Source organism: Siphonobacter sp. SORGH_AS_0500, assembly GCF_002838835.1.
Taxonomy (GTDB): domain Bacteria; phylum Bacteroidota; class Bacteroidia; order Cytophagales; family Spirosomataceae; genus Siphonobacter.
In genome coordinates, this window is sequence record NZ_NHPP01000019.1 from 22584 (window position 1) to 39337 (window position 16754).

19 protein-coding genes are annotated in these 16754 nt (G+C 45.2%); 10 read left to right on the forward strand and 9 right to left on the reverse strand.

The genetic code is table 11. From position 1 onward, the window contains the following. Positions 1–72 precede the first annotated feature (72 nt). Complete coding sequence (locus tag BWI96_RS18290; RefSeq protein ID WP_106637970.1) at positions 73–1368, forward strand: amidohydrolase family protein; 1296 nt, start codon at positions 73–75, stop codon at positions 1366–1368. A gap of 146 nt (positions 1369–1514) precedes the next feature. Here the strand turns inward: BWI96_RS18290 and BWI96_RS18295 are convergent, their stop codons facing one another. Continuing rightward, a complete protein-coding gene (locus tag BWI96_RS18295) occupies positions 1515–2441 on the reverse strand; it encodes an NAD(P)-dependent alcohol dehydrogenase (protein ID WP_106637971.1) in 927 nt (308 codons plus the stop codon). 191 nt (positions 2442–2632) lie between these two features. Here BWI96_RS18295 and BWI96_RS18300 point away from each other — a divergent pair, with 191 nt between their 5' ends. The 4 genes from BWI96_RS18300 (at position 2633) to BWI96_RS18315 (ending at position 6283) form a co-directional block, all read left to right on the forward strand. After that, positions 2633–3172: an RNA polymerase sigma factor gene (locus BWI96_RS18300; RefSeq protein ID WP_106637972.1), complete on the forward strand. Its 540-nt coding sequence runs from the start codon at positions 2633–2635 to the stop codon at positions 3170–3172. A gap of 136 nt (positions 3173–3308) precedes the next feature. After that, positions 3309–3875 (forward strand): DUF4136 domain-containing protein, encoded by a 567-nt coding sequence (locus tag BWI96_RS18305; protein ID WP_106637973.1) that lies wholly within the window; start codon positions 3309–3311, stop codon positions 3873–3875. Positions 3876–4042: 167 nt separating this feature from the next. After that, the gene (locus BWI96_RS18310; protein ID WP_106638018.1) at positions 4043–4723 is read left to right on the forward strand and encodes a response regulator transcription factor; all 681 of its coding nucleotides are present in this window, start codon (positions 4043–4045) and stop codon (positions 4721–4723) included. Between the two features lie 174 nt (positions 4724–4897). Next, complete coding sequence (locus BWI96_RS18315) at positions 4898–6283, forward strand: HAMP domain-containing sensor histidine kinase (RefSeq protein WP_106637974.1); 1386 nt, start codon at positions 4898–4900, stop codon at positions 6281–6283. A 46-nt stretch (positions 6284–6329) separates the two neighbouring features. Here the strand turns inward: BWI96_RS18315 and BWI96_RS18320 are convergent, their stop codons facing one another. Continuing rightward, positions 6330–6803 carry a DinB family protein gene (locus BWI96_RS18320; RefSeq protein ID WP_106637975.1) on the reverse strand — a complete coding sequence of 158 codons (474 nt, stop codon included), beginning with the start codon at positions 6801–6803 and terminating at the stop codon, positions 6330–6332. Between the two features lie 292 nt (positions 6804–7095). Here BWI96_RS18320 and BWI96_RS18325 point away from each other — a divergent pair, with 292 nt between their 5' ends. After that, a complete protein-coding gene (locus BWI96_RS18325) occupies positions 7096–8316 on the forward strand; it encodes a sulfite oxidase (RefSeq protein WP_106637976.1) in 1221 nt (406 codons plus the stop codon). A gap of 89 nt (positions 8317–8405) precedes the next feature. Beyond that, entirely contained in the window at positions 8406–8801 is a 396-nt protein-coding gene (locus BWI96_RS18330) for a hypothetical protein (protein ID WP_106637977.1), read from the forward strand. Positions 8802–9622: 821 nt separating this feature from the next. On the opposite strand, the gene BWI96_RS18335 is transcribed toward BWI96_RS18330, so the two are convergent. The 5 genes from BWI96_RS18335 to BWI96_RS18355 all read right to left on the reverse strand — a co-directional run bounded on the left by BWI96_RS18335 (position 9623) and on the right by BWI96_RS18355 (position 13604). Continuing rightward, positions 9623–10168 carry a YceI family protein gene (locus BWI96_RS18335; protein WP_106637978.1) on the reverse strand — a complete coding sequence of 182 codons (546 nt, stop codon included), beginning with the start codon at positions 10166–10168 and terminating at the stop codon, positions 9623–9625. A 12-nt stretch (positions 10169–10180) separates the two neighbouring features. Beyond that, on the reverse strand, positions 10181–11092 hold the full coding sequence (locus BWI96_RS18340; RefSeq protein WP_106637979.1) for a DUF5777 family beta-barrel protein: 912 nt from the start codon (positions 11090–11092) through the stop codon (positions 10181–10183). 29 nt (positions 11093–11121) lie between these two features. After that, entirely contained in the window at positions 11122–11565 is a 444-nt protein-coding gene (locus BWI96_RS18345) for a ubiquinol-cytochrome c reductase iron-sulfur subunit (RefSeq protein WP_198555302.1), read from the reverse strand. Positions 11566–11719: 154 nt separating this feature from the next. Further along, a complete protein-coding gene (locus BWI96_RS18350; protein WP_157830430.1) occupies positions 11720–13048 on the reverse strand; it encodes a hypothetical protein in 1329 nt (442 codons plus the stop codon). After that, on the reverse strand, positions 13020–13604 hold the full coding sequence (locus tag BWI96_RS18355; protein ID WP_232793801.1) for an RNA polymerase sigma factor: 585 nt from the start codon (positions 13602–13604) through the stop codon (positions 13020–13022). The genes BWI96_RS18350 and BWI96_RS18355 overlap by 29 nt, the downstream gene beginning before the upstream one ends. Positions 13605–13824: 220 nt before the next feature. Between BWI96_RS18355 and BWI96_RS18360 the strand changes: the two genes are divergently transcribed. The 3 genes from BWI96_RS18360 (at position 13825) to BWI96_RS18370 (ending at position 15219) form a co-directional block, all read left to right on the forward strand. After that, entirely contained in the window at positions 13825–14337 is a 513-nt protein-coding gene (locus BWI96_RS18360) for a hypothetical protein (protein ID WP_157830431.1), read from the forward strand. Continuing rightward, positions 14334–14651 carry a cytochrome c family protein gene (locus BWI96_RS18365; protein WP_157830432.1) on the forward strand — a complete coding sequence of 106 codons (318 nt, stop codon included), beginning with the start codon at positions 14334–14336 and terminating at the stop codon, positions 14649–14651. Before BWI96_RS18360 ends, BWI96_RS18365 begins: the two co-directional genes overlap by 4 nt. A gap of 130 nt (positions 14652–14781) precedes the next feature. Then, positions 14782–15219 carry a nuclear transport factor 2 family protein gene (locus BWI96_RS18370; RefSeq protein WP_106637983.1) on the forward strand — a complete coding sequence of 146 codons (438 nt, stop codon included), beginning with the start codon at positions 14782–14784 and terminating at the stop codon, positions 15217–15219. 63 nt (positions 15220–15282) lie between these two features. Here BWI96_RS18370 and BWI96_RS23460 read toward each other — a convergent pair whose 3' ends face one another. Together BWI96_RS23460 and BWI96_RS18375 are read right to left on the reverse strand one after the other, a co-directional pair. Beyond that, positions 15283–15600 carry a hypothetical protein gene (locus tag BWI96_RS23460; protein ID WP_369804216.1) on the reverse strand — a complete coding sequence of 106 codons (318 nt, stop codon included), beginning with the start codon at positions 15598–15600 and terminating at the stop codon, positions 15283–15285. Next, positions 15597–16751 (reverse strand): peptide MFS transporter, encoded by a 1155-nt coding sequence (locus BWI96_RS18375; protein WP_369804217.1) that lies wholly within the window; start codon positions 16749–16751, stop codon positions 15597–15599. The genes BWI96_RS23460 and BWI96_RS18375 overlap by 4 nt, the downstream gene beginning before the upstream one ends. Positions 16752–16754 lie beyond the last annotated feature (3 nt).

A 16754-nucleotide genomic window follows, 5' to 3' on the forward strand; every position in this document is an offset into this window, starting at 1 on the left:
TTCTCAAACTTATTCAAACTTTTCAAGCCCAATATCTCAAACCTTTTCAAACGCTATCCTAAAGATATTTTAATGAAAAAGATAGTATTTACCCTACTGGCACTCAGCACGATGCTGAAGACGGCTCAGGCTCAGAATGAGGCTGCTGCTTCACCACAAACGGCTCCCATTGCCCTGACGGGAGGCACCATTCACGTAGGAACGGGCGAGGTCATTCAGAACGGGACTGTCGTTTTTGATAAAGGAAAAATTACTTACGTAGGCAGCGGAACGCCGACCTTACCCGCCGGAACGCAAAGCATTTCGGTCGCTGGAAAGCACGTGTATCCGGGATTAATCTCTCCTTCCAATCAATTAGGTCTCGTAGAAATTGCCTCCGTTCGGGCGACGAACGATCAGGAAGAAGTAGGCGATTATACCCCCAACGTGCGGGCTTTGATCGCTTATAATACCGATTCAGAAGTCATTCCAACCGTGCGGGGTAACGGGATTTTATTAACACAGGCTACGCCCGTTGGTGGAGTAGTGTCGGGCATGTCATCCGTTATGCAATTGGACGGCTGGAACTGGGAAGATGCCGCTCTGAAGAAAGACGACGGCGTTCACGTGAACTGGCCGGGTTACTTCCGCCGGGGATATAACTTCGAAACGGGGTCATTCAGTATCGGTAAAAATGATCGTCGTGAGGAGCAGTTCCGCGAATTGGATAAGCTGTTTAGCGATGCCATTGCTTATGCTCAAACGCCAGCGGCTTCGCCTGTTAATATGAAGCTGGAAGCTATGCGAGGGCTGCTTGACGGAACGAAAAACCTGTACGTAGCGGCTGATTATGGCAAGGAAATCATTGAAGCAGTACGTTTTGCGAAGGCTAAAGGCGTGAAAAAAGTAGTCATCATTGGTGGAGAAGAATCATTAATGGCGGCTGATTTCCTGAAAGAAAACAATATTCCGATTATCGTGAATACCACGCACCGTTTACCCAACCGTACGGACGATGATACGGATTTGCCTTATAAACTGCCTTACCTGCTTTCCCAAAAAGGGCTAACGGTAGGTTTGGGGTATGTGGGTCTGAACTGGCGGACGCGTAACCTGCCTTTTTTAGCTGGAACCGTGGGCGGTCATGGCATGACGGCGGAAGAGGCTTTGAAGCTGGTTACGCTGAATAATGCGAAGATTTTGGGGATCGATAACGTAGTAGGTTCACTCGAAAAAGGGAAACACGCCACGTTAATCGTTTCAGCCGGAGATATTCTGGACATGCGGACGGCTAAGGTTGAACAGGCTTATATTCAGGGTAAATCCTTAAACCTTGATGACAAGCAGAAGAAACTCTATCGTACGTTTTCCAGTAAATATGCGAAGTAGTTACTTCTGACTTTTTTACTAAAAACGGCCCTGAATCGAAAGACTCAGGGCCGTTTCATTTTGAGAAGGCGGACTATCAATCCGAAACAGCATTCGAGTATGATAGCAGCTTAACTATCGTGGAAGTTGAGCGGTCAAATCCACCTTTAAATAGTCACCGCTACTTTTCCCACAAAGTGCCCTTCTTCCAGTTTCTGGTGAGCCTGCGTAATATTTTCCAGCGGAAAAGCTTCGGCGACGTATGGCTTCAAGTGTCCTTCCTCCACCAGCATTTTAATCTTTTCCAGATCGTTGCCGTTGGGTTTCGCCATAAAAGGCCTTACCTGTTTACGAAAGATGACATCAATTGCCGTACTCACATCCTTAATTTCCGGGCGAGTAGTTACGTAATATGCATCTTCCGTCAAATGATCCTTGATGTCGTCGAAAGAAAACTTACCCGAAGCATCAAAAATCAGATCATAGCGTTTGGTGGCGGGAATGGATTGGGTTTTGTAGTCAATGACTTCGTCGCAACCCAGGTCACGGGCCGTTTGCACGTGCTCAGTGCTACACATACCAGTGACAATGGCTCCCCAACTTTTGGCGACCTGAACGGCAATGCTCCCTACGCCGCCCGTACAGCCATTAATCAGCACTTCGTCCCCTGCTTCGATTTGGCCATGGTCCACCAGACCCTGCCAGGCAGTGGTCGCTACCAGCGAAAGACTTCCGGCTTCTTCGAAGCTAATGTTCTTGGGTTTGATCGCTGCGATGTCTTCATCGACAGCGAGATATTCGGCGTAAGCTCCGCCTTTTACCGGACTAACATGTCCAAAAACTTCATCACCAATATTAAACTTATCAGACTTGGTAGCAATAACGGTACCGCTGAAATCACTGCCAATGATCTGATCTCCGAAGAGCCCAGAGGCTAGTTTCATTGCTCCTGAACGAATAATGGTATCAACCGGATTAACAGAAGAAGCCTCGTTCCGAATTAGAATTTGCCCTTCTTTGATGTCTGGGGTGGATGCTTCTCTGATAATAAACTGCTCCGCAGAGCCATAGGATTCTAACACAGCTGCTTTCATAAGGTTGGATATTAATTGGTTACTAAAAAATAGAAAGGACTCTCATGGAACCCTTCTATTACACCTATCTCCCCACACTAAAGCTGTTCCATCTGGACTTTAATAGCGTTTTAATGTGGCTTTAAATTCACCTTAACTCAGTTGCGGGACTTTTGGGTCAGAAATCGCCACAGTCTTAACTCTGTAAAGCCATGCAAACGGTCACTTTCCAACCTGAGAATCGCTTTGGCACTTTTAATGCCATTGTCAAAGTATACGAACGTAAACTGAACTATCACATTCGCCGCTACGTACGCGATCCCGAAGATGCCCGGGATGTGACTCAGGATGCTTTGTTAAAGATTTGGCAGGGGCTCCCTAATTTCAGAGGGGACTCTCAACTGTTTAGCTGGATGTATCGGATTGCGACCCACGAAGCCCTGAATTTTCTTCGTAAACAAAAGCACCACGTAGGTACGCAGATGGATACGGAAGTTCTGGAAAATCGTCCCGTTTTCGCGGATGTAGATACGACCTGGAACGGTGAAGAAGTAACCATCTGGCTTACGCAGGCCATTGAGCATTTACCCGAAAAACAGCGTCAGGTCTTTCGCTTACGCTATTTCAAGGAGTTACCCTACGAAGAAATTGCTACGCAAACCGGAACGTCGGTAGGAGCTCTTAAAGCTAATTACCACTTAGCCGTACAGAAAGTAGAGAAGTATATTCTCGGTCGTCGCAATGATTTTTAATCCTGCTATAATCTTGATTTTATACGGATTTCAGGTCGCGTTTCTACGTTTATGATACTCAAACGAAGCGTAAAGAATCGGAAGATACCCGATGAAACGAAAGGGGTTTTGAGATTAACTTAAACGACGGATTGCCATGAAAAAAATCCTGCTTCTGACAACGCTATTCCTGGGTCTGGTAACGCTCCATAGCTCCGCTCAGGTAACTATTGATAAAGATAATCAGGCCAATTTTAGCCAGTATCACACCTTTAATTGGGCCCCCGCTGACGTACGTACGGGAGCAAATCCGGTCTACCACAGCGATCTGATTCTTCAGAATATCCAGAATAATCTGGCCGACGAATTAAACGCTCGGGGCATTTCCCAAAGTGATGAGCCCGATTTACAAATCACCGTTCATACCTACACCGAAAATAAAACGCAACGGGTAATGAATGGCGGTTATGGCTACCCTTATTACGGTTTTGGCTGGGGCCGTGGATTTTTGTATAGTCCTTTCATGTATGGCTATGGTCCCAGCTACCAGAACTATCACTATACCGAAGGAACGCTGGTAATAGATATGATGGATACCCATACGCACCATCTGGTCTGGAGAGGCGTAGCTCAGGGAGCGTTAAATGGCCCTCGTGGACTGGAACGGGAAATTGCCAGAGGTATTCATAAAATGATGAAACACTATCCTGCCGGATTGGCTTAGGATCTGAAAATAAAAATGTTAGGTCGGTGCCTGATGCAGATTGCTTCTGCTCATCAGGCACCGATTCCTGCAGGAAAACCAACCGATTTTCAATATTAAAGTCGAAAGAGATGATGCTCTATCAAAATATTACTACTTTCCGGGAAGAAAATGTACCGACAACTCCTATGAAAGTATTGATTGTAGAGGATGAACCTAAACTAGCCGCCTTTGTAAAGCGTGGACTGGAAGCGGAAGCATTTGACGCAAAAGTAGCCTATGACGGAATGATTGGCCAGAAAATGGCTCTGAGTGAGTCTTTTGATGTGATAATTCTGGACGTTAATCTTCCCCATATTAATGGTTTTGATTTAGTAAAAAAGCTCCGGGCTGAAGGAGTTAATACACCCGTATTGATGCTGACGGCTTTAGGAGAGCTGGAGGATAAAGTAACCGGACTGGATTCAGGAGCGGATGATTACTTGGTAAAGCCTTTTGAATTCCGGGAGTTACTGGCTCGTCTACGGTCCTTATACCGCCGAAGCCAGTCGGGGCCGGTGAGTCAGCATATTTTACAGGTAGCCGATCTAGAGCTGGACCTGGAAGAAAAAGTAGCCCGCCGGGGTGGCCGTCGCATTGACCTGACTGCGAAAGAATTTAGCTTACTTGAATACCTTCTCAGAAATCGCGGACGAGTCGTCTCTCGCGTAGATATCGCCGAAAAAGTCTGGGATTTACATTTTGACACCGGAACCAATACGATTGAAGTATACATTAACTTCCTCCGTAAAAAAGTAGATAAAGATTTCCCCAAAAAGCTCATTCACACCGTGATTGGGATGGGTTATGTTTTGCGGGAAGAAAACTGAGTGAGTTTCCTGTGACGATAAAATAATAGCATGGCTGGTGTTTTCGCCAGCCATTTTTGCTATAGATTAAAAAGGCGAAATCTATCCCTTGGAGGGAATGAATTACTTCATTTCCTTTGTTAAACTGCGTGGCTTGGGCCTTTGTGGCGAACCAGAATATAACCTCGTACCTAGATGCTTATACGTAATAAATTAATCCTGCTTTTTACGCTCCTGACGATGGGCGTACTAATTCTGTTTTCAACCTTTCTTTACTCAACGTTTTCCTTATACCGTCAGGTCATTTTCCGGACGCGGCTAACTGAAAAGGCCCAGACAGCAGCGAGCTTGTTAATCAATCGTCGGCACCAGTTTGATGACTTTTTCAATCAGCTCATGGAGAGTGATATGCTCACGATTGTTGACGAGCACATTATGATTTTTGATGATCGTGATACGCTGGTGTATACCAACCGTCGTGGAGAATCGTCGCCGAGTTTGATGAACTTTATTCATACTCTGAAAACAAACCAACCCACCTTTGCTCAACTGGGCGAAAATGAAGCCGTGGGCATGGCTCACCGGGATTCTTCGCAGACTTTTCGGGTCGTGGCGATGGGGTATGACCGGGTTGGGTTCACCCGGCTCATTATGCTGAAACAGTTAATGATCTGGGGAAATCTGGGAAGTATAATTTTGCTGGTAGCGGTGGGGTACTTTTTCGTAAAAAGAATGCTGAAACCTATATCCAAAGCTATGGATGAGGTCGATACCATCACGGCCCAGCATTTGGACAAACGGCTGGACGAAGGAAACCGACGGGATGAAATAGCCCGATTGTCGATGACTTTTAACGAGATGTTAAACCGTCTTCAAAAGTCTTTTGAAGCTCAGAGGAGTTTTGTGTCCCATGCCTCCCATGAGTTGCGAACACCGCTGACCAATATGCTCGGTACGCTTCAAATCTCGCACGATTACGATCAGGATTCTGAAGAACTGAAAGCGTCGATTCGTTCGGCGATGGAGGAAATCCGGCAGTTAATTTCCTTAACGAACAGTCTGCTTTCGCTGGCCCGAACGGGCGAAGGGCTGGTTGGGCTGGAAACCATTTCGGTGGATGATTGTGTCACAAATGCTCTTGCACACATTCATAATAAATACCCCGATCGACAGATTCATTACGATTTTGGAATATTACCCGGGGATGACTCCGGGACATTTTTCGAAACCCAAGGGAATGGTTCTCTACTAACGACTTGTATTCTGAACGTGCTTGATAATGCCTGTAAGTATTCGGAAGGATCGGTAGAAATCGTATTAAGTCAGGAAGATATGATTTCGCTTTCGATAAAAGATCATGGCAACGGGATTAATCCCAGCGATTTACCCCATTTGATGGAGCCATTTTTCCGAAGTAATGAAGTTTCCAGCATAAACGGATTTGGCATTGGGCTGGCTGTTGTTCAGAAAATTATCGCTCTGCACGGGGGCACGATCCATTTTCAGTCGGAAGTAGGAAAGGGGACTAACGTAATGATTAAGCTACCGGTATCGTTGTCGAAGAAACTCATTACCAGTTAATTCATGAAAAAGCCTTCTCAAGTTATGCTGAGAAGGCTTTTTCATCTTATACTAACATCTTTTTCAAATGAGCCATCTGCCCGCTGTGATAGGCTTCGTGGTGAAGCATACCGTGTAAAAGCGTATAATAGTTATACCGTCGACCGGGAACCTGATCGTTCAGTTTATGGCTGCTAATTCGGCCCAGCGTTTCTACTAACTCTTCCTGCGTTTCCTGAAGATTATCTAAAATTTCCTGCCATTTGTCATCCGTTAATTCGTTAATAACCGACCAGTCGGCTTCAGAATTCAGGATGATATCGAAGCTCACGGAATCCGTTAGCTTTTCCAGGACAAAAATTCGCCAGTTAGTTAAGTGAACGGCAAGTTCAGCGATATTATGAACTGTTGGGGAGGGACGAAAAACTGCCATTTCAGGCGTAATCCCCGTCAGAATTTCCTGTGTGCTGGGGCCATGCCAGGCTTCCCCGTCATAGATGGCGGTTAACAAAGAGGTGATCCGATCAACTTCTACTCTCATTATTAGGTATATGTTTGGAATAAATGCTAGAAAATAGGGTTACTATTAAATTTTATGGAGGAAAATGCACTTCTTCCTGTAAAAGGTATTTTTTTTGAACTACTATCTTCCTTAGAATCAGTCGCAGCCGGATAGCTCTTCATCAGTCAAATATAGGAGCTTGTGCGGTAAAAATTGGCAGGTTTAGGGCAGGAAAGGCCTTGAAAAGAATCAGGTGTTAATCACGGATGAAAAGAGTAGCAGAGGGAATGCAAAAATTACATCGGTGAGTCATTATAAAACTTCTAAATCAATGCGTGAAAACGACCGACGGCGGTTTATCAAACAATCCGTTTTAGGAACTCTGGGGACCATTTTAAGTACAGAAGTAGTCTTTGCTATTCCAGAAGGATACAAGCCGCTTTTTTTTGACAATGATCGAGACGCCCTAAAGGGGAAAAGTGCAGAAATGGTGGTGCTGAACGACCGTCCCTGGAACGTAGAAGCTCCCGCTCATTTACTGGACGATGCCGTAACGCCTGCTGAGAAAATGTTCATTCGTAACAACGGCATTGTGCCCGAAACGATTGACGTAAATGGCTGGACCTTAACAATCAATGGCGAGTCAGCAAAGAATAAAAAGGTATATACGCTGGAGGATCTGAAGAAAAAGTTCAAGCACTATACTTATCAACTGACGCTCGAATGCGGCGGAAATGGTCGGGCAGGTTACTTCCCGAGCACCGCCGGCAATCAATGGACGAACGGCGGAATCAGTTGTGCGGAATGGACGGGTGTACGCCTGCGGGACATTCTTGAGGACGCAGGCATCAAGGATGATGCGGTGTACATCGGCTATTACGGAAAAGATATTCACCCCAGTCGCGAACCGGGCAAGGTGGTAATCTCGCGTGGTGTACCCCTTAAAAAAGCTCTTGAAGATGAATCGCTCATTGCCTGGGCGATGAACGGAAAAGATATTCCGGTGGTGCACGGGTATCCGCTGCGATTGGTTATCGGAGGCTGGCCAGCTTCGGTTTCGGGCAAGTGGTTGCATACGATTTCGATTCGTAATAAAGTGCACGACGGGCCTAAAATGACGGGGAAAAGCTACAAAGTGCCTATCAACCCCGTTGAGCCAGGCGTTGATCCACCAGAAGATCAGTTTCGGATTATTGAGTCCATGCCCGTAAAATCACTCATTACCTATCCACAAACGGGAGCGATGCTGGATTTCGGGAAAACCCTGGCCTTACGAGGCCACGCCTGGGCGGGAGACCTGGAAGTGAAACAGTTGGAAATTTCTATTGACTTTGGAGCTACCTGGCAAAAAGCAAAACTACAGGCTCCTAAGAATCGGCTGGCCTGGCAACACTGGACGGTAGAGGTACAATTTCCGAAAAAAGGTTATTACGAAGTTTGGGCTAAAGCCACGGATTCGAAGGGTGTAAGTCAACCCATGGTAATGCCCCAGTGGAATCCTGAAGGATACATTAATAACTCCTGCCATCGGATTGCGATAAAGGTAGTCTGAGGCTAGAGACGTGATGAATCGCGTCTGGGTAAAAGGCAATTTTGTACTAATACTGATTGGTGGAGGATCGGTAGACAGAAATCTATTTTATGAAATACCTATTCATGTTATCGGCCTTCCTGCTGCTGGGAAGTGTGGCCTGGACTTCGCAGTCCGGTAATAAGCCTACGACCATAACCAGGCAAGCCTGGGCCGATTCTGTAAAGAAAGACCCGGAAACGGGATTGGCTGTAGATACCAATTTGCCTTTGATCAAGGCTCATTGCACGGCTTGTCATTCCAGTAAGTTAATTACGCAAAATCATTTTACCCGAACGGGTTGGGTCGATAAAATTCGATGGATGCAGAAGTACCACAAACTCTGGGACTTAGGCCCATCCGAAGTGGCGGTACTGGATTACTTGGAAAAGTATTACGGACCCTCGAAACAAACCTTCGACGGACGTAGAAAACCACTGGAGAAACCAAGCTGGTACAAGCTTTAGAGTTTTGAGCGGCCGCCGCTGCGGTTTTGAGTTTTGAGTTTTGAGTTTTGAGTTTTGAGTTTTGAGTTTTGAGTTTTGAGTTTTGAGTTTTCAGTTTTCAGTTTTCAGTTTTCAGTTTTCAGTTTTCAGTTGGAAAGAGAAACCCGTAAAGGTAGGCAAGACGTTTGGAAATGGCAGGTATAACCCCAGCGGGGTTCAACACCAATAGCCCCGGATGATAATCCGGGTTTTTTCTTTGGCTGGTGTCTTCACCAGCAATTAATAGGAAGCCTAGTGGTTGGTGAGGACACCAACCATGGTGGAAATCGTATCTCCCTAGGCATGTTGCAGTTTTGGAATTACGTACTCGCCCCCCGGGTTGTCACCCGGGGCTATTCATATTAAACCCCTCTGGGGATGTTGTTTTCTCCGGCCATAGCGGATAATAATAGGAACGTCAGCGTCTGGAAGTATCAGATAGTAGACAAGGGTTTCATAAGTAGAGACGCGACTTCATCGCGTCTGGGTAAGAGGCGGTTTTAACACTAGTCCGTTATTTTCATCTCCCGGCCAGACGCAATGAAGTCGCGTCTCTACTTGCAGGATCGCCTGCCCTTTAGGGTTGTAATCAGAAGTATCCGACACCTAAATATTGGAATAAAAGATCATAAAGAGTGCCGAAAATACCTGCCCAGAAGCTAGCGAACTTCATTCTCAAGGATATTGTCGAAGAAAGTGAGGGCAAACCAACAGATAGATGAGCTTCTAAGAACACTAAAAAAGGTCTCTTAGGCGGCTAGTGAAACATGAACGTTCACTCAAAACCCAAAACAACGAAATACTCACTTCTTCGTAAGGGTAAACTGATTTTTCACGTCTATAACTTCGGCGATCTTTGCAAAGACCAGCTTGGGAACTTCGATCTTATGATCAACTAATGCGACTTGAAAATCAGATTGAAGGGTAATCTTATCGCCCTGAACGGTCAACTTTCCATTTAACGTTCGCTCTTTTTTTACGCCGTGCAAGTCAAAAGTCCCTACCGCCGACACGTCGTAAGTTCCCGGTTTATTAAGGTCAGGTATGGGTTGAATCTTTCCCCGAAACATCGCGTATGGATACTTTTCCGACTCCACGTAGTTTTCATTGAAGTGTTCCTGCATCAATTTATTGGGGAAATTAAAATCCGTCATAGTCATTCGTACGACGATCTCTCCCGTTTGCGTATTCAGCACCGATCCTACTTTTTTATTAACAGCCGATATATTTTCCATCGGCGTTTTTGAGAAAAAACTCGTTTCTCCGGTCTGAGTAATAAAGAGCTGAGCCTGAGCTGATCCTGCTGCCAAAATCAGCAAGGTTAGTATTCTGAAAATGGAGTTGGACATAAAAATCAAAGGTTAACGTTTGCGATCAAAACTAAACGTGCGGGAAATATTGAAGCCGTAATGAATATCGCCTTTGAAGAAGTTACCCGTCGTTTGCGTCAGGAATTGCTTTTCAATCATGCCCTGAGCGTTCGTGAAATGCAATTGAAAGACGTGACCACCCGTTTCAATATCCACACCTACGGCAAAAGCATTGTACGTATTAGCTCCGCCGGGAGCAATATTCTTCTGATCCGAACTCAGGAATCGTGCATAGTATTCAGCGTTAACAGATACCCGTTTACTGATTTTATAACGACCACCAATGCCCAGGGCTGTGACCGCCTCGGTTTCAGTGTCAGCCTTGCCCAACGTCACAAACGTGGGCATCAACTGTAAAGAAAACTTATCATTGAACTTACGAGCAATCAGAGCCTGAAACGTCCAGTTCTGGCGTTCGCCGTTGTTATAGTACAGCGTACTGGTGGCATTCTCCCGCGTGGGTTCGGTAATGATAGCATCCGAAGCAAAAAGGGTAATACTCACCGGAGATGAATGCTCGCCGGTGCTTTGGCGGAGCAGACGGTATTTGGCGTATAAATCCACCGTTTTCTGGATACTGCTACGACCAACGCCTACGGTTAAGCGGTCCGTAACTCCGTAATCAAGTCCGAGTCTGATGTAAGCTTCGTCGAGGCCATAAAAGTTATCTATGCCCGAATTTAAACGGCCAAAACGGTGAGAAATCAGAAAATCCAGGTGTTTCCTTTTTACCGTTTCAACGGTATGCCCATTCATGAGTCGAGTTCCCTTGAAGGTTGCTGACGTATAGGTTTTGACGGCGGGCTGGTCAAGTGATTTCAGTAAGTCATCGTCCTGAGCAAAAGATTTTTGCCCGCACAGACTCAACCCGGATAGGAGAAAAAAGAACAGAGAATGTTTCATAGAAGCTTGATGCTCTCGTGGAAAAAGGATTACTCAAATACTCGCAGAGTGGTGCCAGTCAGCTCCGTTTTGTACTGTTTTAGGGCTGAAGAAGCGGGGCCAGCCAATACCGTCCCTGTGGTACTAAAGCGTGAACCATGAGCCGAGCAATAGAAATCATTGTTTGCGGAACGATACTGCACCGATACGCCCTGATGCGTGCAGGCCTGAGAAACCGCAATGTACGCTCCGGCTGAGGTACGGGCCACGATAATTCCGCTGACATATACGTAACCTCCATTGGCATTTAGAGCGGAATAGGCGGTATTCGATAAATCAAGGGATAGACCCGTGCTACCACCCCCAGAACCGCTGCCTGGATTGACGGCTTCATCCTTTTCATTTTTACAACCTGAGAGGCAGTGTTGTAGTACAATAGCCCCGATGCTGGTACCTACCAGGGTCATGAATTGCTTGCGGTCCATCGATTTCATGTCGTTGATAATTAGTGTAAGCGTTTGGGTAAGGCAATAGTTGTGCTATAGCCCGAAAGAGCTACCAACCATTACGAGTGGTTTAAACACGGCGTTGCAAAAAAACTGTAAAATGTATGTTACTACAGGTAATTTATAATTAAACTATTGAAAATCAGTGCTTTTTAAGTTGGTACCGCAACGAGAAAAATACACCGCTACTGCGGAGCCGTACCTTGCCAAAGCCTACGCCGCCCAGTGGTGTCTTTACGAATGGTTCTATACGTACCAGTAGGCGTGGGAGGATAGGTCGTTCCAACCCTAAAGAGATATTGGCGGTAGCTAACCAGTGATTTCCCGTTCGTTTTTTCTCCAGTTCGTAGGTATACGTCGGATATTGGTAATAATAATCTTCCTTGAGCATCAGGTAAGACGTACTCCCCAGACTAACGAAAAACTGGTTTTGCTTCCACTTCCAGGCATCATACGTAATAGTTAGCGGCACGTCGAGCATCCGACAGGCGGCATCGATGACATCCGGGCGTTTGTACGTGGCCCAGTAACCCTGGTAAGGTCGGTAATCATAACTGCTGGCGGAGTAATTTTTGAGCGAATAAATAACCCCCGCCGAAGCCCGCCAACGCGGAGCGAAACGATATTCCAACTGCAAGCCGGTATTATAACCTGTGGCTGCTTGCCGCCCTGGCACTTGCGTGAAATCAGGAGAAAGTAGCAATTGCAAGGCCCAACGGCTAACCAACGGTTGAATCGGAATTTCTGGAGCTGATGCCAGGTCGGGCGTTTGCCAGCTTAAATTCACGGGTAACTTTTGCCACTTGGACGGCTTCAATCGGGATAATGCAAGGGTTGCTAAGGTATCAATAGATGTAACGTGGGAGTCCGAACTGAGCTCGGAGTGGATTGTTGCTGGGGTTGAATTCAATAGGATAGTATCAGAAACGGAGCGTTGTTGACCTGACTTCTTCTGAGCGGTAATGGGATAAAAGGGTTCATGTAAAACCTGTTTTCTAGGAATGGATTTTTGAGAAATCTTTGCCTTTTTAGCCGACGTTGCGGGTTGTTCAGCAAGGGCAGAGGAAGCGTTTGAGTTAAGTTCAGGAAGCCGCTCGTTCGCTTCCTGGGCATGCTCATGGCTACCTGGTATAACGTTTGACGATTTGTGTAAGGGATTTCTAGAACTGGATGGAAGGGTAGAGTGGGTCGGTGGGGCCGGCTTCTCTTGATGCTCTAACAGGGTTTGTTGATCCAATTGCGTAACAGCCCGGCCAGTGGTTAACCAGAACAGGCCCATCATAACCAGAATAACAATTCCTTCAATCAGTGTAAAACGTTTTAGTTTGGTTTGAAAATACTGATCCCCATCGAGCTTTTGCTCCATGCGTTTCCAGGCCTCTGGATCGAACGGCGGTTCGAATCCCGAAGCAGCTTTCCGGAACAGGTCGTCCAGCTGATCGTCAGGCATATTTGGAGGATCGTTCTTCATGACTTTTTTTTAATAGTTCCTTCAAATGCTGACGGGCTTTGGCCAGGTTTGATTTAGACGTGCCCACGTTAATGTTCAGTTGCTGGGCTACTTCCTCGTGCGAATACCCGTCAATAACGTAAAGGTTAAACACGGCCCGGTAACCCGGACTCAACTGCTGAATCAGGCCAATCAAATCTTCATAAGCCAGCCCGTCGAGCGGACTTTCGGTGATGGATGCAGGAACATGAATGTCTTCCAGTCCAACCTGACTGGAATATTTAAGCGTACTTCGATATTGATCAATCGCCGTATTAATGACGATTCGTTTGAGGTAACCAATGAACGACGGAACCGGATCGTGCTTTTCGATCTGATACTGACTCATGCCCTGGAAAACCTTCAAAAACCCATCATTCACTACCTCCAGACTCACTTCCTTATCGGGACAATACCGAAGGGCAATACCCATAGCGAACGAATAAAAAAGCCGGTATAGGGTCTCCTGGCTTTTTCGCTCGTTCCGGGTACACCCTTTTAGCAAGGGGAGTAGCTCTGCGGCGGTGATTTTCGTCACGGTTAAGGTCGTTTCAATCCCTTACTCGGTAGAAAATGCGGAAAGGTTGCCTGTGTGACCATATTTTTTAAAAATTTCATCGATAATAAGTAATGTATTGATTGTTAATAGATTATAATCTAAATAAATTTTTGGAACCGCTCTTTTTAAAGAAAAAACAGGCGAGTCATTGCGAATAAAAATTGCCTGTTACCACTGATCTTTTACCATATTTGTGCCTATGCAACGAGCCTTACTTCTGCTTTCATTTATACCCTTTTTAGCCTGTCAGCCTTCCTCTAAAAATACGCAGGAAAAGCCATCAGTCGATTCGACGCAAACGCTGGTTTCAGAGCTTGATTCCACCTCTATTGATCTGGTGGAAAAAAAAGCAACCCTCGGCAAAGCGGAAACCATTACGATTACCAATGACCCCGTTTTTCACAAAACTAAAACCTTCGAAGCCATTCCTTTAGTGAATGTTTTGAAGCAAATTCCAGCTTACGCCCATCTGAAACCAGAAGAAACGCAAGTGGTTTTTGAGTGTGAAGATGGCTATAATCCTTCGATGCCTTTAACCAAAATAATAAGCAGTAAGGCTTATCTGGCCATAAGAGATAAAGACGCTGCGGCAGGCGAAGACTGGACAACTTTGCAGAAAGGCCCGGAAACAAAAAAATTGCTCCGTTTTACATTTGTTATACGGATGGAAGGGATAACGATCCAACCTATAAATGGCCTTACAATCTGGTGAAAATTAGCCTGACTTCGGCTTCGAAAGAAACGGCAGCTTTGTTTCCGAAGCATGATGATTCGGTAGTGAAAGGGTACGGATTATTTAAAACCCATTGCCTGACTTGCCATGCCCTAAACGGCGTAGGTGGAACGTTAGGACCAGAATTAAACAGACCCAAAAGCGTAACGGAATACTGGAAAACGGAAGATTTGAAAGCCTTTATTGCTAACCCTGAGCGTTATCGGGACAAGGTAAAAATGCCGAATCTGGGTTTGAAGAAAAAGGAAATTGATGAGATCGTAGGGTATTTGTCTTACATGGCAAAACAGTAACTTCAAAGCGGTAGAGACGTCCATTTATGGCGTTTAGGTAAGAGGCGGTTTTATTAATAGTTATTGATTCCCGTTTTCTAACTATACGCAATAATGTCGCCTCTCTACCGAAATAAAACCGAATTTTTTTATGAAAATAATGATAACCCTTGCCTTAGCCCTGACAACCTTAAGTTTGAAAGCTCAGGATACAGAAGCAGTGAAAAGCGTCATTGACCGACTATTCGAAGGAATGGCAAAACACGATACAATTCTGGTGCGAAGTGTTTTTCATCCGACGGCTCGACTGCAATCAGCGGGATTAGATAAGCAGGGTACACCCGTGTTAACCTTAACTTCTATCGATGCTTTTGTAAAATCCATTGGCTCCATTCCAGCAACAGTTACAGTTGAGGAACGTCTGAAAAACTATGAAATCAGGGTAGATGATCGGTTAGCAACGGCATGGACCCCTTATGAATTTTACGTTAATGGCAAATTGAGTCACTCGGGCGTAGACGCTTTTCAGTTATACAAAACCGATCAGGGCTGGAAGATCATCCAGATTAGTGATACCCGTAAGAAATAAAAAATGCCCCCAAGTAGTGTCTAACTTCTGGGGGCACTCCAAAACCTTCAGCGTCGTTTTTTATTATTTAATTCCTCCCGTCCAGTTTTTCAAGGGTCGCTGTAATATAAAAATGATACTTCCAACCACAAGGCAGAACCATACAATGCTCATAAACATTTCGGGCATTTGATGAATATTTTCTTCGTCAAATCCACCAGCGAAGAGCCCTGCGAAAAGATTTCCTAAAGCAGCTGCAACAAACCAAATACCCATCAGCTGACTCAGGTATTTTTTAGGGGCAAGCTTTGTATAAGCACTGAGGCCGACCGGACTCAGGCAAAGTTCTCCGAGTGTATGGAATAAATAGGTAAAGGTCAGAACCCATGCGGAAGCTTTCACGCCGGAAAGTGCGGTTTTGCCCCAATCACCATGATGTAATAGCCAAGAGCTAGTAGAAAAAGTCCAATAGAAAACTTAATTAGTAAAGGAGGGTTGAGTCCCCGTTTTTCTAAAAAGACCCAGATACCACCTACAACAGGGGCAAATACGAGAATGTAAAACGGATTGAAGTTTTGAAACCAGCTAGAGGGCATTCCAAATGGAAGTTCAGAGTAACGATCTGCAAAAATCTGCAAAGAGGAGCCTTGCTGTTCAAAACCTGCCCAAAATAGTACGGCACCCCAAAATAGTATAAATAGAATGGCTAATCGTTTTTGTTCAACTCTATCAAAACCAGATGCGAAAAACATATTCAAAAAGTAAGTCATAACCACAGCAATGGCTAAAACTCCCATTGATGCTGCCACTGCCTGTTTACTATCCCACTTGAATGTGCCACTTACTTGCATGATAACCAGGAAGATGAATAATGAGCCGATCAGAATCCAGGTAAGCGTTTTGACAGGAGTTTTCTCTTCGGTATCTATACTGGCTTTGGGATATAACCCTTTCTCACCTAGATAAGTACTGGCAAATAAGCGATAGGCGACGAGGCCTAGTAACATGGCAATAGCGGCAGCTCCAAAGCCATAATGCCAACCTATTTTCTGTCCGAGATAGCCCACAATCGTGATTCCTAAAAAGGAACCCATGTTGATTCCCATATAAAATATTGAGAAGGCTGCATCTCGAATAGCTCCTCCTTCAGGATAAAGCTCACTGACAATTGAGCTGATGTTGGGTTTTAATAAACCTGTTCCAATGGCAACTAAAGCCAGCCCCGCAAAAAATACCGTTTGACTGGCAGGAAAAGCAAGAACAACGTGGCCCGCCATGATAGCAAGACCACCATACCAGATGGATTTACGTTGACCAAAGATATTGTCAGCTAGCCAACCCCCAGGTAAGGATAACAAATAAACGGAGAAGGTATAAAGCCCATAAATAGCTCCACCTTCTCCTTCATTCAATCCCATTCCTCCCTTTGTTTTGTCAAGTAGAAATAGTAATAATATGGCCCTCATACCATAGTATGAAAAACGCTCCCACATTTCTACAATAAATAAAAGAAAGAGGCCTCTAGGATGTCCTAGAAATTTTTTATCAGACATATT

Excerpts from the sequence above, each read along its gene's own strand:
- BWI96_RS18305 (WP_106637973.1), top strand. The coding sequence starts at position 3,309 with ATGAAAAAAATCCTGCTTCTGACAACGCTATTCCTGGGTCTGGTAACG.
- BWI96_RS18295 (WP_106637971.1), bottom strand. The coding sequence starts at position 2,441 with ATGAAAGCAGCTGTGTTAGAATCCTATGGCTCTGCGGAGCAGTTTATT.
- BWI96_RS18370 (WP_106637983.1), top strand. The coding sequence starts at position 14,782 with ATGAAAATAATGATAACCCTTGCCTTAGCCCTGACAACCTTAAGTTTG.
- BWI96_RS18325 (WP_106637976.1), top strand. The coding sequence starts at position 7,096 with ATGCGTGAAAACGACCGACGGCGGTTTATCAAACAATCCGTTTTAGGA.
- BWI96_RS18290 (WP_106637970.1), top strand. The coding sequence starts at position 73 with ATGAAAAAGATAGTATTTACCCTACTGGCACTCAGCACGATGCTGAAG.
- BWI96_RS18340 (WP_106637979.1), bottom strand. The coding sequence starts at position 11,092 with ATGAAACATTCTCTGTTCTTTTTTCTCCTATCCGGGTTGAGTCTGTGC.
- BWI96_RS18330 (WP_106637977.1), top strand. The coding sequence starts at position 8,406 with ATGAAATACCTATTCATGTTATCGGCCTTCCTGCTGCTGGGAAGTGTG.
- BWI96_RS18350 (WP_157830430.1), bottom strand. The coding sequence starts at position 13,048 with ATGAAGAACGATCCTCCAAATATGCCTGACGATCAGCTGGACGACCTG.
- BWI96_RS18375 (WP_369804217.1), bottom strand. The coding sequence starts at position 16,751 with ATGTCTGATAAAAAATTTCTAGGACATCCTAGAGGCCTCTTTCTTTTA.
- BWI96_RS18360 (WP_157830431.1), top strand. The coding sequence starts at position 13,825 with ATGCAACGAGCCTTACTTCTGCTTTCATTTATACCCTTTTTAGCCTGT.
- BWI96_RS18345 (WP_198555302.1), bottom strand. The coding sequence starts at position 11,565 with ATGAAATCGATGGACCGCAAGCAATTCATGACCCTGGTAGGTACCAGC.
- BWI96_RS18310 (WP_106638018.1), top strand. The coding sequence starts at position 4,043 with ATGAAAGTATTGATTGTAGAGGATGAACCTAAACTAGCCGCCTTTGTA.
- BWI96_RS18315 (WP_106637974.1), top strand. The coding sequence starts at position 4,898 with ATGCTTATACGTAATAAATTAATCCTGCTTTTTACGCTCCTGACGATG.
- BWI96_RS18335 (WP_106637978.1), bottom strand. The coding sequence starts at position 10,168 with ATGTCCAACTCCATTTTCAGAATACTAACCTTGCTGATTTTGGCAGCA.
- BWI96_RS18320 (WP_106637975.1), bottom strand. The coding sequence starts at position 6,803 with ATGAGAGTAGAAGTTGATCGGATCACCTCTTTGTTAACCGCCATCTAT.
- BWI96_RS18300 (WP_106637972.1), top strand. The coding sequence starts at position 2,633 with ATGCAAACGGTCACTTTCCAACCTGAGAATCGCTTTGGCACTTTTAAT.